16 protein-coding genes are annotated in these 15,537 nt (G+C 60.0%); 15 read left to right on the forward strand and 1 reads right to left on the reverse strand.

The features are described from left to right. The first annotated feature begins 3 nt into the window (after positions 1-3). From MHEC_RS20250 to MHEC_RS20320, 14 genes are all read left to right on the forward strand, one after another. A complete protein-coding gene (locus MHEC_RS20250) occupies positions 4-810 on the forward strand; it encodes an MlaE family ABC transporter permease (RefSeq protein ID WP_048890379.1) in 807 nt (268 codons plus the stop codon). Between the two features lie 9 nt (positions 811-819). After that, positions 820-1,986: an MlaD family protein gene (locus MHEC_RS20255; protein WP_048890335.1), complete on the forward strand. Its 1,167-nt coding sequence runs from the start codon at positions 820-822 to the stop codon at positions 1,984-1,986. Next, positions 1,983-2,984 (forward strand): MlaD family protein, encoded by a 1,002-nt coding sequence (locus tag MHEC_RS20260; RefSeq protein WP_048890336.1) that lies wholly within the window; start codon positions 1,983-1,985, stop codon positions 2,982-2,984. Before MHEC_RS20255 ends, MHEC_RS20260 begins: the two co-directional genes overlap by 4 nt. Further along, positions 2,972-3,952 (forward strand): MlaD family protein, encoded by a 981-nt coding sequence (locus MHEC_RS20265; protein WP_082169617.1) that lies wholly within the window; start codon positions 2,972-2,974, stop codon positions 3,950-3,952. The genes MHEC_RS20260 and MHEC_RS20265 overlap by 13 nt, the downstream gene beginning before the upstream one ends. After that, entirely contained in the window at positions 3,952-5,058 is a 1,107-nt protein-coding gene (locus MHEC_RS20270) for an MCE family protein (RefSeq protein WP_071700387.1), read from the forward strand. The genes MHEC_RS20265 and MHEC_RS20270 overlap by 1 nt, the downstream gene beginning before the upstream one ends. A 62-nt stretch (positions 5,059-5,120) precedes the next feature. Then, a complete protein-coding gene (locus MHEC_RS20275; RefSeq protein ID WP_172442076.1) occupies positions 5,121-6,053 on the forward strand; it encodes an MlaD family protein in 933 nt (310 codons plus the stop codon). Next, complete coding sequence (locus tag MHEC_RS20280) at positions 6,050-6,994, forward strand: MlaD family protein (RefSeq protein WP_048890337.1); 945 nt, start codon at positions 6,050-6,052, stop codon at positions 6,992-6,994. The genes MHEC_RS20275 and MHEC_RS20280 overlap by 4 nt, the downstream gene beginning before the upstream one ends. Before the next feature lie 58 nt (positions 6,995-7,052). Next, entirely contained in the window at positions 7,053-7,754 is a 702-nt protein-coding gene (locus MHEC_RS20285) for a hypothetical protein (protein WP_048890383.1), read from the forward strand. Between the two features lie 181 nt (positions 7,755-7,935). Beyond that, a complete protein-coding gene (locus MHEC_RS20290) occupies positions 7,936-8,526 on the forward strand; it encodes a hypothetical protein (protein WP_053093972.1) in 591 nt (196 codons plus the stop codon). Between the two features lie 229 nt (positions 8,527-8,755). After that, on the forward strand, positions 8,756-9,049 hold the full coding sequence (locus MHEC_RS20295; protein WP_235434745.1) for a hypothetical protein: 294 nt from the start codon (positions 8,756-8,758) through the stop codon (positions 9,047-9,049). Positions 9,050-9,092: 43 nt separating this feature from the next. Beyond that, complete coding sequence (locus tag MHEC_RS20300) at positions 9,093-9,590, forward strand: hypothetical protein (RefSeq protein WP_235434746.1); 498 nt, start codon at positions 9,093-9,095, stop codon at positions 9,588-9,590. 22 nt (positions 9,591-9,612) lie between these two features. After that, positions 9,613-10,230, forward strand: coding sequence for a hypothetical protein (locus MHEC_RS20305; protein ID WP_053093973.1), 618 nt, complete (start codon positions 9,613-9,615; stop codon positions 10,228-10,230). A 775-nt stretch (positions 10,231-11,005) separates the two neighbouring features. Then, positions 11,006-11,314 carry a hypothetical protein gene (locus MHEC_RS20310; RefSeq protein ID WP_053093974.1) on the forward strand — a complete coding sequence of 103 codons (309 nt, stop codon included), beginning with the start codon at positions 11,006-11,008 and terminating at the stop codon, positions 11,312-11,314. A 591-nt stretch (positions 11,315-11,905) separates the two neighbouring features. Then, positions 11,906-12,403 (forward strand): hypothetical protein, encoded by a 498-nt coding sequence (locus tag MHEC_RS20320; protein WP_071700384.1) that lies wholly within the window; start codon positions 11,906-11,908, stop codon positions 12,401-12,403. Between the two features lie 215 nt (positions 12,404-12,618). Here the strand turns inward: MHEC_RS20320 and MHEC_RS20325 are convergent, their stop codons facing one another. Next, the gene (locus MHEC_RS20325) at positions 12,619-13,686 is read right to left on the reverse strand and encodes an Lrp/AsnC family transcriptional regulator (RefSeq protein ID WP_160315033.1); all 1,068 of its coding nucleotides are present in this window, start codon (positions 13,684-13,686) and stop codon (positions 12,619-12,621) included. A gap of 354 nt (positions 13,687-14,040) precedes the next feature. On the opposite strand from MHEC_RS20325, the gene MHEC_RS20330 reads away from it, so the two are divergent. Next, a complete protein-coding gene (locus MHEC_RS20330; RefSeq protein WP_048890342.1) occupies positions 14,041-15,522 on the forward strand; it encodes a carotenoid oxygenase family protein in 1,482 nt (493 codons plus the stop codon). Positions 15,523-15,537: the final 15 nt, after the last annotated feature.

Raw genomic sequence — 15,537 nt, forward strand, 5'->3', positions numbered from 1 at the left:
TCAATGAGCGCAATCCGCACACCGCTGCGCGAAGCGGGCCAGTGGGCGTTGTTCATCGGTCAGACGGTCTGGTATCTGCCCCTGACGGCCCGTCGGTACACCAGGGAGACGTTGCAGCAGACGATCAGTCTTGCGTGGGGCCGCGGCAACCTCATTGTGGACGGCGGCACGATTAGCGTCCTGCTGATCCTCGGGATGGCGGTCGGCGCCTCGTTGGCTATCGAAGCGCTGGCGGTCTTGAAAGTTATTGGTTTTGAGGCACTTGCCGGCCTGATCGGCGGGGTGGGCGCCGTCCGCGTGATCGGGCCGCTTGTGGCAGGTATTGCCTTTACGGCGCAGACGGGCACCAGAATGACAGCGGAGATCGGCGCCATGCGCATCGCGGAGGAGATCGATGCCGTCGAAACAATGGCGATCCGGCCCATACCGTTCGTCGTCGGCACTCGCCTGATCGGTGGAATGTTATGTGTGGTGCCGGGATACTTGCTGACAATTGTCACAACTTTCTTCGTGCTGGACACGGTGGTCACAGTCGTTAATAACGAGCCTGGCGGCACGTATGACCACTACTTCATCCAGTTCCTGACACCAATTGACCTCACCTACTCCTTGATTAAAGCGTCTGTCTACTGCGTGGCGGTGACGTTGATCCATTGCTACTACGGCTATTTCGCCTCGGGCGGACCGGTCGGTGTCGGCGAAGCCTCTGGCCGCGCGGTACGCGCGAGTCTGGTCACGATCATGATCCTGGACCTGACCACGACCGTCATGCTCTGGGGCCTCCAACCCGTCTATGCGTTCAAAGGCTGACCAGCGGTGATGTTACGAGGATCGCAAAAGCGTCAGGACTCGATACTGACGCTCGTCGGCACCGCGGTGCTGCTCTGCGTGGTGCTCGCGATGCTTGCTGTAGTGATTGAGCCGTTCAGCGGTCCACCACCTGATCGGATTTCCGTCGCGATCGATACCCCGTTCGTCGGTCAGGGCGTCGAGGCGGGAACCGCGGTCGTCCTCCATGGGGTCGAGGTTGGCAAGGTCACCAGCGTGGCTCTGTCGCCAGGCGGTGGTGTCCGACTCGCCATCGGCCTGCAGAGGGGGCCGGTAGCCGGCCTCACCGACAAGATGAACATCGATTTTCGCCCGATCAATTATTTCGGTGTTCCCGGCGTGAATATTATCCCTGCTCCCGGCGGCCAAGCAGTCCGCGACGGGACGGAGATCAGCGTGATGCCGAGGGGAAATTTCACACTCTCGGCGCTGTTGTCCCAGCTCGGCAATGTGTCTGCCGCCGCGCTGACTCCTCAGCTGATCTCGGTCCTCGATCGGGTCACTCGATACACCGACGGACTCAACCCGCTGCTCGAAACCCTGGTGACCACCACGAAAGCAGTCGCCGACGTGCAGAACGTCTCGACGGCGACACTGTTGGCTAATGCCGCACCCATCAGCGCGGCATACCCGGGGTTTGCTAACGCGACGGTCAATCTTGCCGCGCGCGTATCCGACAACGACTATTACCCGGAGCCGGGCGACCCAAGTGGCCGTTACCCCACGATCCCGCCACCGTCATCGCCGGCAGCGTCCGGCAGAAAACTGACACCCCCATACAAGGAATTCTCCAAGACGAAAGATGTCGCTTCCATCAGCGACAAAGAGTTTCAAAACACCTACTTGCGATTCCTCGAACTTGCCTCGGGCGGCCTGTTTCTCGCTGTCGGCACGGTGGTGAAGAGTCATTCCGATGACCTGCTACCTCTGGTCAACGGGATTAAACAACTGTCTGACCCGGTGCCTTCTCTGCTGAGGCCTGCTGACCTCGCCCGGACATTGGCGGAGCTGCGTTCTCGGTTTGAGAAACTGTTCGGAGGCAACGGTGAACAGCGCGCCCTACAAGTTCGAATTCTCTTGGACAGCCTCCCCGGTGTTGCGGCACCGCTGGGAGTGCAGAGCGTGCCCCCCGATGCGGAGGGTGGGCCGCGGCGATGAAGCCGAAAGCCGCAGTGTGGCGCCTCGCGATCGCCGTTGCCATCACCATCGTGGTGCTCATCGCGATCCGTAACGTCATCACCCACCCCGTGGCGACGGACACTCGCACCTACACGGCAGATTTCACTGACGCATCCGGACTGCAAACCGACGCCGACATACGCGTCCGCGGAGTTCGCGTCGGTAAAGTCAAGTCGGTCAAACTCTTACGACGCGGCAAGCAAAACATCGCCGCCGTCACCTTCACCCTCGACAAGCGATACGGTGTCGTGTCCGTCACCAGGCTTGCCATCAAATTCCAAGCTCTCACGGGCGTGCGCTATGTGGATGTGTCCAACCCGGCTGAGGGCTACTCGGCGGCCGATCTGGTCAGACAACTGCCCACGACGATGACGCAGCCGTCCTTCGACGTCACAGCTCTGTTCAACGGGCTGCAACCGGTGCTCGCCACATTGAGTCCAGAAGAGATCAACACCTTCACAGCGAATGCCGCATCCTTCTTGTCCGGCGACGAGACCGGTCTGGCGCCGCTGCTGGACAGCCTGCGAAAGCTCACCCAATTCGTGTCGGACCGGCAGCAAGTCGTGGCGACACTAATACACAACCTTGCAGAGCTTGCCGACGCCATCAACGGCACATCGAAACAATTCATCCACCTACTCGAATTGGCGCAACAGCCGGTCGACGCTGCCCTTACGGTGCTCGACGAGTTTCGAAAAGATTTACTGTATGGAAACGAATTTTTCAATCCTGTTGTGCGATTGTTGCATAATGCCGGACTTCGGAATGGAGTCAATATCGATGAGGCGTTCGACCGCGCCTTCAGCAATCTCGACAATTTCTTCGACGCCTTCAAATTATTGCCGGTAATCAACGAGAATATTCCGCCGCCGGGGCAAGCCGGCACGCCCGAGCCGTGCACTCGGGGTCGCTTTCAGCTACCTGAGACAATGGATGTACTTTTGAATGGCAGAAGGGTCGTCCTATGCAACCACTGAAATTGCGCTCACTGCTGCGAAACCCGGTCAGCTGGGGTGCTGGTGGGATCGCGTTCGCGACGGTAGTGGCCCTCGTGCTGGGCTATATCCATTATAACCCTCCCGGCCAGGGAAAAATCGTCACCTTTTACACCGATGACGCAGCGCAGATCAGGCAAGGAGATGATGTGCGGATGGCCGGGATCACGGTGGGTAAGGTGAAAGACATTGCGTTGGAGTCGAAACGGGTGCGAGTGCGGGCGCGCATCGATGACGACGCATTCATCGGTGACCAGTCACAAGTAGATGTGCGCATGCTCACCGTGGTCGGCGGCTACTACGTAAACATCAATTCTATTGGCGACCGGCCACTGGGCGCCGAACCTATTCCGTCGGAACGCGTCAAACTGCCGTACATCTTGACCGATGCTCTTGAAGATTCGATGAAGATCACCGCCAATGTCGCCACGAAACCGATCAATGAATCGCTCAACGCAATACAGCAGGGACTCAAGGGCACGAACGTGGAGGCGCTTGCCGCGATAGTTGATGCCGGAAATTCCATTATGTCGACGATAGACAGACAACGCGGAGAGGTGACCAAGATCTTAAACGTCTCCAACGAATACATCCGGGCCCTCAAAAATTATCGCGGGGAACTCGTCCAGCTGATCCGCAAGATCGCGATTGTGACCCAGACACTCATCCTGTACGGCAAGGGGCTCGAGGAGTTAAGCAACGGGTTGGGCGAGACCACGCTGGCACTCAAACCGGTTGGGGATTTTTACGCCACCCACCGTGTGGAGTTCATCGAGAAGGTCCGCCAGTATATGCACAGGACACGATTGTTTGTAGAACGCAGTGGTGTCACCGTCCGCCTGCTGCAGCGGCTGCAGAACTTGTTCGACAGAGTCCTCAACGGCCAGGACGCCAACCCAGGACTGCTGGCCACCGACCTATGTATCCCCATGCCAGGGAGCGCGTGCTGATGGCCGCGCCACGTAGGCACCGAATCACCTGGGCGGCCGCGGTCTCACTGGTCGCCGCGACCATCGTTGCCCTGTGCGGATCGTGCGCGCCACCCATCCTGCGGCAGCACCCCGAATACTGCGCGATCATGCCCGACACCGTCGGTTTATATGTCGGCAACCCGGTCACCCAAATGGGTGTCCGGGTCGGCAAGGTCACCGCCATCACCCCCGAGACCCTCAACGTCCGGGTGGATTTCACAGCGGGTGAGCGTCCGCTGCCCGCTGACGTCAAGGCTGTCATCAGGTCGCCGTCGATCCTCGCCGACCGATCGTTGGAACTGGTTGGCAACTACGACTCAGGTCCCCAACTGCACGCCGGCGGTTGCATTCCCCTCAGCCGATCCTTCACCCCGAAGAGCTTGACCCGGGTCATCGGTTCGGCGACGGATTTCATCAACGCGATCAACCCCCACGGGTCGACGAATGTCGGTGATGTCGTCAACGGGATCGATCAGTCAATTCACGGCCAGGGGCCCGGTATCAGCAAATTGCTGACCTCGACCTCGGCTGCGCTTGATTCTCCCGATCAAGCGATCGGCGACATCGGCGCTATCACGAAAAACCTCGCTGTTCTGACTTCTTCGCTGCGAGCGATCGAGCCGACGCTCAAGCAGGTGCTGACAGAGACTGAAGAGATCGCGCCCGAAGCAGTTAACACCGCACTGGGAACGACCAAGACCCTCGAGGGCCTTCAGATGCTCATCCCCTTGGCCGGAGATTTAGAACGTGAACTCGGTGGGGAACTCCAGCAAACCCTTGACGTGGTGTCTGTCGTCACGCGGAAGCTCGCCGGGCGCGCACCGTTCTACGCGAGCACCCTCAACATCGCGCCTCGCTTGATCAACGGCGTCGCCAACTTCGTACAAACCCGCGGGACCTCTGGCTTCGCGGCGTTCAATATCAAATACCGCCCGCCGCTTTACCGCGTCCGTACGCCGAATGGAGCGTTTGTATGTGGATACATGAACGCAGCAATGCCCGGCAGCTGTGTGAACGTCGCCGGAACGCCGTATGCGGTCGACGTCGCCCTCCTTCAGTACGTTCTGATGCTGGCGAACCGCTGAGGCGCGCGACCGGCCCGTTGGCCGTACTAGTCGCAACCGTCGTCGCTGTCTCGTCGTGCTCAATGATTGACGTCAACTCACTGCCGCAGCCAGGCAAGTCCTATCGCGACGGGTACGACATCGTCCTCGCGTTCGATAACGTGCTCAACCTGCCGTTGCGGGCGAAAGTGGTGCTGGACGGCGTGGCCGTCGGAGTGGTCACCGATGTTGCTCTCAAGAGTGAGGAGGTTGATGTCACCGCGCGCATCGGTTCCGGCACTGTGGTGCCGTCGAACACCAAGGCGTCGCTGCAGCAAGCCACCGTGCTAAGTGACATTTACGTCGCCCTGGAGCGTCCCCACACTGGCGGTCCGCCGGCACCCGCACTGGGTCCGGGCGGAATGATCCCCCGAGCCCAAACGATGTCACCACCCCCGCTGGAAGACACCATCGCTAGCCTGGCGAATTTCGTGTCGAGTGGGTCCATACAGCGCATCCAGAACACGGTGATCCGCCTCAATCGCCTGACACCGCGATCCGGTGAAGTACGCAGGCTCACGTCCCGGGTCGTCAACGACCTCACGGACCTGTCCGACAACATCGATCGGGTCGACCAACTCCTTAACGGCGTGTCCGGAACGGCTCAGGTCTTAAATGCCCGAATTCCGCAATTGCGGGACTACTTGTCGCCCAGGGGGCAGCTGGCCATCGCACGCAGTGTGCATTTCTACCGGTATTTAGCCACTCTTCTACCCGGGGTCGGCAGCATCGCCCTCGGCGGATATTGGCTTGTTCCTTTACTTAATTCGCTGGGCAATACCTTCGCCGCGCTTTTTCAGCGTTCCAAAATCGCCTTCGAAGAGGAGATACCGAAGTACCGAAAACTATTCACTAATTTCTTCCTACCAGAAGACAAGTATCCCGCGATCAACATCACCTCGATAGTCGGGCCTGATGGGCGCGAACTGTCGGGCAATGTGCAAAACGTGTTACGGATCCTCGGGGCGATGCCATGAGGGCGCGAGACGTCATATCGTTTGCCGCATTTACCGCCATCATCGTGTTTGTCCTTGGCTACTTTGCAGCACTCGGAATCCGAGTCAAACCGCCTTCCGGGCGCACCAACCTGTCCATGGAGGTCGCCGACATCAATGGTCTCGAAGTCGGATCCAACGTGCTGCTGCGCGGGGTGCCGATCGGCAAAGTCACCAAAATCGGCACAACCATCCAGGCCGCAACCATCGACTTTTACATTGAGGGCCGCTACCAAATTCCGCTCGACAGTCAAATACGGCTCGAGAATCTCTCGGCGCTCGGGGAGTCCTACATCAGTCTGACACCGCACAGTGCCGGCGGACCGATGCTGCACGACGGACAGCGCATCGCGGCCAAAGCGGTCACCACGCCCCCGTCGATTTCCGACCTGACCACCAGCGTCGTCCGAGTTCTCAACCAGCTCAATCCACCGGCACTCAAACGCATTGTCGCCGAGGCCAACGCCGCACTGCCGGACCCAGTCGCGGTCCTGCCCAACATATCGCGTGCCAGCACCCTATTGAGAAACACCATCGCGGACTTCCGTGGCAGCGGGCGTGCAGTGCTCGACAATATTCAGACACTGCTAAAACACGCCGAATACGTCGCCCCTGTCTTAACCGGACTGACGCCCCGCGTCACGGAATTGGGTGTGTGGGTTCAAGATATCGACAAGCAAGCAGTGAACTTCGTCTACGGAGATGGGGTATCTAATGTTGCCAACCTCAACAAACTCGTCAGACGAATTCAACTGTTCCTGGACGATCGAGGCCCGGACCTCAAAGTGCTGGGTGAGGCGTTCCTGCCGAAGCTGAACGCGATCGCCGCCGCGCTGTCAAACTTCGACACCGCTCAGATCTTGGACCGCGTGCTGGCAGCGGTGCCACCCGACGGAATCATGACGCTTCGCGTCGTGCCTTAGGGCGAACTGAAATCAAGAAATGCACCGCCGTGACATGCAATCTAGGGAAGGGATGGCCATGAAGCTAAGAAGGAGTGCGACTCTGGAATCGGCTCCGGCCGAAACGGACCCGACCACTCCGGAATCCGCGGAATCGGCCGACCTGCGGCTTGAAAAACCGGCCTGCACGAAGCCTGAGGGTTCGGCCGACGCACGGGCGGACGACGCGGCCACCCACCCACGGTCACCGCGAGTGCACCGTTCGATCTCGCTCAGTGTTCGTAGCTTGGCGGTCGCGGCGGTGATCGCTATCCTCGCCGGCGCGGTGGGCACGTTGGCTTGGCTCTACATTGGAGCGCGAGGCCAGCTGAACGCACGGGCTCGCGAATCGGCGAACGATGCCCGGGCCGAGAAGGTGGCGCTCGATTATTCGGTCAACGCCGCGACGATAGACGTTAAAGATCTCCAGGCGTGGAAGGTCAAACTCGTGGCCGGGACCAGCCCGGAACTCAACCATAAGTTGAGCGACGCAGCAAACTCCATGGAACAGGTCCTGGTCCCCCTGGAATGGAGTTCGACCGCACAACCGCTCGTAGCCAAGGTTCGTTCGAGAAGTGGCGGACTTTTCGTCGTCGATTGCTTTGTCAGCGTTCAGACCAAGACCGTGCAATCCCCCGAACCGCTGCAATCAACAGCGACATACAGCCTGACGATCGACAGCAATAACAACTGGCTGATCACAGATGTCGGCGGAGTTGGCGCGGTCGTCGGACCGAAGTAAATCTGCGAATCGTCGGGAAAATGAGTCAGTTATGAGTGTCAGGACTGTTACCCAGCCAGTGTCGGGGCTCGGTTTGAAGGGCTCAATAACCTTGCAGGAAAGGCGAATACGGTTCGTGCGAGCGGTGAATCGGACGGCACGAATCCGATCGCGTCTCCGCGGGGCCGCGACCACTGCTGGGGTGACGGTTCTATCGGCGCTGGCAATCTTCCTCCCGCCGACGTCGAACGCCGACCCGGACCCGGCCGCACCCCCCTCCGATAGCGATCTGCTGTACGCGTTTCCGGCATTCACGCCGACGCCGTCCAACTGGAAGCCAAAATTCCCGTTTCCCTACGACCAAACCCGAGACCGCGTCACACCGGCGGATATCACCGCCATGGCCGAAATGTGCCAATGGTACAACCGTCAATACGCCACCCTGAGAGACCAAATCGACAGGATCCAGTTCAACCGAATCGATTCCTACGGTAAAGATTTCGACTACAACCAGGGCGACATTCAACAACAAGTCGACATCGTCACCGGAAACATCGATAAGTCCTTGGCCTTCCTGGACCCCCGCGTTCATGCGCTGACCATCGCTCAAAACAGTTTCGGAGACAACTACTTTCCCATCTACGAGGGCGAGCAGTTCTTCAAGCTCTACGAGCAACTAGTCAACGTTAGCAACGGCATCAAGGCCCACCAGCCAGACTGGTTCACGGGACCGTCGGTCCAAAAGGCGAAACGCCATGGCAGCGACATCTTTCGCTCTCATGTGTGCGACTAGCAGGAAAACGACGATGGGCGCGGATGCTCGGCCTGCCTTCCCCAGGAGGGTTACCTATTCCTTGTCGCACCGCCGCCTTCAGGGTATTTCAGCAGCAGCCACGGTGCTGCCATTCCTGGCCGCGAACATGTTGTTGGCCCCGCCAGCGGTCGCAGATTCCGCCGACAGCCTTAGGGCCGCGGTGGGCTCGGTGCGCTCAGCGTCCTGTGGGCCCTTGCGGCCTGACCCGTTGGTTGAACGCACCGCTGAAGACGTGAATCGATCAACCGCTGCGTGGCTCGATCACACTGGACGCGTCGCGCCGGTGGACGACCCCCTTCCACTGTTGAAGGACCGCGGCTATGGCGGTAAGAAGGCCCGTCTGTTGCAAGGCGCAGCCCGCACCACTGCTGACGCGATAAAAGCTCTGTTGCTTGAAGGCTATCTCGAAATCCCCGATTGCTCCTACACCGATTACGGCGCCAGCGTAATCAGGAATCGAACCACTAACTACGTCCTCACCGCGATCGTCTTGGCCGCCTGATGCATACGCGGCGCGGCGTTCCGATTCTGCATGGAGGGTGCTCATGAATCGACTCCACACCACGGGGGCTTCGGTAATCGTGGGCGTTGCGGCGATCGTGTCGGCCCCTGTCGCTCACGCCGAAGACACGGTGACCTATGAGGTCTTTTCGAGCTTCGTGGACCAGGTGGATGGGATCGAATACCGCGATCTATCGGGAAAGCACTTAATACCCGCGGTGCCGCTGCCCTGGCAGATCACGGTTCCCGTGGCCAACGTGTTCAGCCCGGAAGACGCGGGCGCCGAGGTACGCGCCGACTGGCGGCCAAATTTCAGGACGGCGGCGACCGTCGGCCGAGTTCTGCAGGGTCAATTGGTGACGGTGCGCATTTCTTTCCGCGGCAAGGTCATCTGCGAAAACACTATCGACGTTGGTAATGCGACATGCTACGGCAGCGCGCCGCACTCGCCGGACACCGACTCGACGTATGACCGGAGTCCGTTATTTCCTGAACCGGCATCGGGATTGGTGCCAGGAGTGGATCCGGGCCGTGTCAATTAGAAACGAGGACGCGAGGTTGGCAATGGTCAGTATGCGCGCGGGGGTCTGCCGGTGGTTGGCGACGACTGCGTGTCTCATCGGGTTGACGGTCGGTGCCGCGCCCGCCGGGCAAGCACAGCCGGACGACGACGTCGACAATGTCGCTGGCGCGCCGGTATCCGCTGATCCCCTTCCCCCTTCCGCGGGCGATCTGCGTGGGAACAAGCCAGAGGCTGACTTGCCGATACCTCCTAAGTCCACTCCATTTCCCGACGCCGGCCCCATTCTGCAGTCCTACCAGCGACAGCAGCCCAGTGAATTCTTCACCGCGAGCAATGAAGGCGTATGGTTCTCCACCCCTTTGGGGCTGAACTGCGGCATCTGGGATCGAGGCGGCTTTGGCTGCGCGGGGAGTATTCCGGGTGCACCGCAGGGAGACACCCACATCGGTTGGGTTACCGGGAACATCGTGACCCGCTATGACCCCCTGCTGAGTTTTCAGTTCCCCCCTGGGCGGGCGGAGCGAATGCTGCCGCCACGCAGCTACGTGGAATACAACGGAACGAGGTGCGCCACCATGACGGATAACAGCACCTACTGTGCGCATGGCCCTTACCGGTTCTTCATCACGCCCACCAAAACGTTTCTGAGCCCGCCGTGATGGCTCGCGACCGCCGTGAACGTCAGCGACGAACTCACGCGATGCCTAGGAAGCACGCCGCACTAAACGGCGAAGTAGCTCATCACAGCAGTGGGCCGCGTCATACTGCGCACAGGCAAGCCGACACGTCGCCGATTACGAAAGCATCTCGTAATGCACCGGCGTTGCGGCGGCGGGTTTCGCTTACCTTGCGGCCGGATCGCTCTCCGAAGCTCGCGGGTGGGGAGATTGCCCCTGACGCACCAGCGTGGCAAATAATGATCCGCGGAGCGCAAACTCCTGCGTTTAGTGCCGCCGTCACGTTTGGCTTGGTTCTCACCTGGCTCGGTACAGAGGCGCCTCCCCCTCTTCACAATGCACACAACCCGTTCCGTCGTGCCCAGCGGGAGACGCTGCGTCCTGCCGGGCGGGAAACGCTGCGCATTCCAGCGCCCACCGCGCCGGCCCTCGACAAGGCAAAAGCCAACCCTGGTGCCGGACCGACGACGAGCGATCGTTCACCGATCAAAGCGGACATCAACCCGAAAGTCTCCGCCACGCTCGAACAGGTATTGGACGAACTCGATCAACAGGCGCGGCCACCACAGCCCCGCCGAAGTCCAAACCGCTACCGGACTCGGCAAGGGCGCAGCCACCTAACGCTCCGTTATCCAAGACGGCCCCGACAGACCCGGCTCGCGTGCCAGCGATCCAGCATCCCAATGGCGCGCGACCGGGTCCTCCACCCGCCTGAGGACCATGCACGGCTGATGGCGCAACACAACAGGAGAGAGCGTTGACCACACTCAAGATGCTGACGACGGGACTGCTGCTGGTTGGCCCGGCATTGCTGTTCAGTGCGCCGGTAGCGCCCGCTGACCCACTAACCCCACCTACTCCTGCCGAGATGCAGTTCCTCGATCAAGCGCGCCGGCTGCTCCCGCGCGCTCCCGATCCGATGGTCGCATTCAACAGTGATGGAGAGCTGCTGGATCAGGGCAGGCAGGCGTGCTTCATGCGTGATAACGGGAGGGTCGGATACGAATCGAACATGCTGCCTCCCGTCATCACCCAACTCGCGCTCGTATATCTGTGCCCGCGGTGAACCGGTCCATGTTCGCCAAATGACAGCACCTGACGCGAGAGGAGAAACCGAGATGCTAAATCCCGCAAGACATTTAGGCTGCGCCATAATTGGAACGATGTTTGCAATGCTCCTTGCGACGGCGCCAGCAGCGCAAGCAGATGAGGCAAGCTTCCTCGCCGGCGCTCGTGCTCTCGGGTTACCGCAATCCGACGACGTTCTGATCAGAACGGCGCTGTCCGCATGTCGCTTTCTTCAGAATGGCGAGCTCGAGAGATTCGCTGGCGGGCCGGGCCGCCGGGATGCATACGGGTACCCCAACTTACGTAGGCTCCCGCAAGACGTAGAGCAGCACATCGCACGGTACCTCAACCTCGAACCCGCGTCCATCCCACCGCCGGGCCGAGACCCCCAGCCGGGGGAAGGCAAGGCGCACGAACTCCTCGTGCTGTCCGTCAACGAGTACTGCCCACAACTGGCCTACCGAGTCTCCGACCCGCCCGCCTGAGCAACCACTACCACGCCGAAGGATTCGCGATGCCCGACCATGTCCAATGCGCTGTCGTCAGACGGTGGTCCGCAGCGCTTTTCGCCGTCGGAGCGATCGTCTCAATGGCGGTCTCGATTCCGGTGCCAGCCGCCGCCGACCCATCCCCGTCAATTGATTCGGACGGCGACGGCCTTAGCGATCAGTTCGAGCGGGACGTGTCGAAAACCGATCCGTTCAACAAGGACTCCGACGGTGATGGGTTGGACGACGGGCTCGAAGTGCTCGTCCTCAAGTCGAACCCGAACTCTAAGAACTCCGACCTCGACAGCTTGTCGGACTACGACGAGGTACACAAATACCACACTGACCCGACTAAAGCTGACACCGACGGCGACGGACTCCGCGACGAGATCGAAGTCCTCCCTTGGTTCGAAAACACCAATCCGCTCGATCCAGACACCGATCACGATGGTCTGTCGGACGGCGACGAAGTCCAACTTTATGGCACCGACCCGAAAAACCCTGACACCGATGGCGATGGGGTGTCCGACAGCCAAGAAGTCAACGTTGACAAGACCGACCCCCTAATCCCCGGCGCAACGGCTCTTGTAACTCATTGAGAGCTGTGTCAAGTCGGCAGGCTTGACAGCCGCCGTCACCAGGCGCAGCCGAGAAAAGGTCGTCCCCGTGTAGGCCAGCGGCTCATGAAGAGCCGGCTGGACCGGGAGCATCATGCTGACTACGAGACCGAATGGGCGGCCATGCGAATGAGTCGCCGATCCGGGCGCTGGCCGGCAGGCATCGTGCCCCCCGTCGGACGGTATGCGGATCCCGCTTACTCGTCGGGTGTTTTGAGTCGTTTCATGTAGGGGCTAAAGCGGATCACGTCGACCATGACGATGGTGTCGGTGGCCAAGACGCCTTCAATGGTCTGAATTTGGGTGGCGATCAACTCGATCGCTTGCTGGGGGTCGGCCGCGGTTAAGGTGAGGTTGAGGTCGGCGCTACCGACGCAGACTGCCATGAATACCAGCTCAGGCATCGTGGCGAGTTCTTTCTTAATAGAGCTGAGACTCGCGCGGTTCGCCCGTAGTGAGACGCACGCGATGACGCCGGCCAACCCCAAAGCCACTGGCTCGACCATCGCCACTACCCGGACCAGTCCCGCCTGGGTAAGCCGGGCCAGTCGAGTGCGGATGGTTCCTTCCGACACATCGTGGGAGCGGGCGATTTTACGGCTGGATTGTCGCCCATCGTCGATCAAGTCCTGCAGGATCGCGATGTCGAGGTCATCTAACTCGACCTTGGGGGCCGGCAGCCTGATAGGCGGGGCCGCGCGGGCCAAAAACAGTCGGCGCCCGTTTTCGGTGACCCAGGTTTCGGTTGCCAGATCGATGCTCATTTCGGAGATTCCGCGGATGGCGGGCAGGTCGTCGTTGGTCAGTTGGTGCAGCTCGACGCGATCCTTGACCAAGAAGTAGGCGATGACGTCGTGGCTTCCTAAACACACCGCCACCGCCTCGCACTGTTCAATCTGGCTCACATCCGTCGCGACGTCGCGCGGCGAGCGGGCTTGGGTCTTGATACGTGCGATGACAAACCAGTCGAAGCCGGCTTCTTCCCAGTCGATGAGCGCAGTAAAAATGATCGCGCCGCTAGCCACCAGCTTGCGCAGCCTAATGCTCACCGCCGATTCGCTGATCCCGGCGTGGGCGGCCAAGACGCGGTTGCTCATCTTGCCGTCCTGTAGCAGATATTCGATTAAAACGCGGTCGATGTCATCCAGGCTTACCTCGGGCAGCACCATGTTGTCTCGGGGCAAGAGCTTGGCGCCCGCAGAGGCTCCCTGGGTAGCCGGCGGCCGCAACCGCACCCGGTCAGCTCCTGAATCGCGTTTGGTCATTTCACAGCCCATCGCAGTGGAAATCCACCGAAATAGTCTATCGGCACTGCGCGGCCTTCAACGCCTACGTCGCCCGCGGGCTGGCCTGCCCCCCATCGCCGACCTTCCCGCTGCCTGAGCGTGTAGCTCCGCGCGTGCGCGCAGATTGGCGCCGTCCAGACCCCGTGGCCGAGACACTGCTCGCAGGCATAGCCGTCATGGAACATCGAGGAAAAGTCTGCAACACTTAGCTGCTATTAGTCGTAATTCATTTTTGCGTCGATAACTCTTCATTCGAATACGAATATTTGACAAGCGGAGGCGGGGCCGCTTAGAGTAACGATGATCCCAGCCAGACACCAGGAGGGTGGGTCGATGGTCACCGCGATTCCCGACGACATTCGTCTGTTCGGTCCGCTAAAGCCGATGCGCTTCGAGGCCCGCGTGGAAGATTGCGTGGTCGCGGAGGGGCAGATTCCCCGTGAGTTGCACGGCGGGTTCTACCGGATCGGCCCCACGTGGAAACGCCCCACCCGGCAAGGCTTCAATGGCTTCGCGGCCACCGACGCGATGGTGCAAGGATTGGTCTTCCACGACGGCAAGGCCGACTTCACCAACAAGTGGGTCAGGACCCCTAAATACCTGCTAGAGGACAAGCACGGCGTCGGGTTATTTGAGTGGACCGACGGTGTGTACACCGACTGGCGCGGTTATGGGTTGGGCCGGGTGATTACCAATCAATACACCGAAGGCGTGCCCGGCGGTAGCCCGATCGTCAACGTGTTCCCGTTCGCCGGGGAAATCCTGGGATCCGGCGAGCAAGGAATTCCGCCAATCGCAATTGACCCGATCACCCTTGACACCCGCGGCATCGTGCCGTGGTCTACCAAGCTCTCCCCTGGGATGACCCCTCCAGCATGCTATGGCGATAACGCGTTCACCGCTCATCCCAAGTGGGACACCGAAACCGGCATCCTGTACGGCTGGGCATACCGCGATACCGAACCCTACGTGACGCTGCATTGGGTCCACCCGGACGGCCACGTGGAATCCCGCGACATCGACGATGCTCCTTACGCCCAAAACGCACACGACATGTGGCTGACCGAAAACTATGTCGTGCTGCCATTCCAGCCGTTCATTGTGGGTCAGGACCGTATCGATCGGGGGCTGTCAGTGTTCGGCTGGGATCCGAGCCTGCCCACCATGCTGGCGCTTATTCCACGTAACGACATCAATGCTCCTATTAAATGGATCACCGCCGATTTCAACGAAGAATATATTATGCACACGATGTCGGCTAACCACGTCGGCGACATGCTGATTCTCGATGGGCCGATCTTTGACCGACCACCCTTTCCCTTCGAAGACCAAGTCGAATTCGGCGTGGATTTCGTGCCGTTCGGGTCCGGTGTAACTGGACGTTGGACTATCGATTTAACCAGCGGGAAGATCAAGAGTGAACGCCTCGACGACCGCGCGGTCGAATTCCCCAAAGTCGATGAGCGCTTCTATGGCAAGAACTACCAATGGGGCTTCCTCACCGCTGGCGAGAACTTGTGGTCGCTCGACACCGTAATGCGGCGAAATGTACACACCGGCGCCGAGGAAAGTTTTACGATCGATACCACAGAGCAATCGGCGGTGTTGTTTGAACCCACATTTGCTCCTCGCTCCGTGGACTCGGCAGAAGGTGACGGCTACCTTATTGTACCAATCTCACATTTTATGGAAAATACCTCTGAATATCAGATTTTCGATACAGAAGATTTCGCTAGCGGGCCCATTGCGCGCATTGAACTTCCGTTCCAGATTGGATGGACACCGCACGGTCACTACATGAATTTTGACCACTAACAGCAACTCACCTGA

Source organism: Mycobacterium heckeshornense, from assembly GCF_016592155.1.
Taxonomy (GTDB): domain Bacteria; phylum Actinomycetota; class Actinomycetes; order Mycobacteriales; family Mycobacteriaceae; genus Mycobacterium; species Mycobacterium heckeshornense.

What these genes read in the sequence shown, in the direction of transcription:
- MHEC_RS20250 (WP_048890379.1), top strand. Translation starts at nt 4, where the DNA reads ATGAGCGCAATCCGCACACCGCTGCGCGAAGCGGGCCAGTGGGCGTTG.
- MHEC_RS20255 (WP_048890335.1), top strand. Translation starts at nt 820, where the DNA reads ATGTTACGAGGATCGCAAAAGCGTCAGGACTCGATACTGACGCTCGTC.
- MHEC_RS20260 (WP_048890336.1), top strand. Translation starts at nt 1,983, where the DNA reads ATGAAGCCGAAAGCCGCAGTGTGGCGCCTCGCGATCGCCGTTGCCATC.
- MHEC_RS20265 (WP_082169617.1), top strand. Translation starts at nt 2,972, where the DNA reads ATGCAACCACTGAAATTGCGCTCACTGCTGCGAAACCCGGTCAGCTGG.
- MHEC_RS20270 (WP_071700387.1), top strand. Translation starts at nt 3,952, where the DNA reads ATGGCCGCGCCACGTAGGCACCGAATCACCTGGGCGGCCGCGGTCTCA.
- MHEC_RS20275 (WP_172442076.1), top strand. Translation starts at nt 5,121, where the DNA reads ATGATTGACGTCAACTCACTGCCGCAGCCAGGCAAGTCCTATCGCGAC.
- MHEC_RS20280 (WP_048890337.1), top strand. Translation starts at nt 6,050, where the DNA reads ATGAGGGCGCGAGACGTCATATCGTTTGCCGCATTTACCGCCATCATC.
- MHEC_RS20285 (WP_048890383.1), top strand. Translation starts at nt 7,053, where the DNA reads ATGAAGCTAAGAAGGAGTGCGACTCTGGAATCGGCTCCGGCCGAAACG.
- MHEC_RS20300 (WP_235434746.1), top strand. Translation starts at nt 9,093, where the DNA reads ATGAATCGACTCCACACCACGGGGGCTTCGGTAATCGTGGGCGTTGCG.
- MHEC_RS20305 (WP_053093973.1), top strand. Translation starts at nt 9,613, where the DNA reads ATGGTCAGTATGCGCGCGGGGGTCTGCCGGTGGTTGGCGACGACTGCG.
- MHEC_RS20320 (WP_071700384.1), top strand. Translation starts at nt 11,906, where the DNA reads ATGGCGGTCTCGATTCCGGTGCCAGCCGCCGCCGACCCATCCCCGTCA.
- MHEC_RS20325 (WP_160315033.1), bottom strand. Translation starts at nt 13,686, where the DNA reads ATGACCAAACGCGATTCAGGAGCTGACCGGGTGCGGTTGCGGCCGCCG.
- MHEC_RS20330 (WP_048890342.1), top strand. Translation starts at nt 14,041, where the DNA reads ATGGTCACCGCGATTCCCGACGACATTCGTCTGTTCGGTCCGCTAAAG.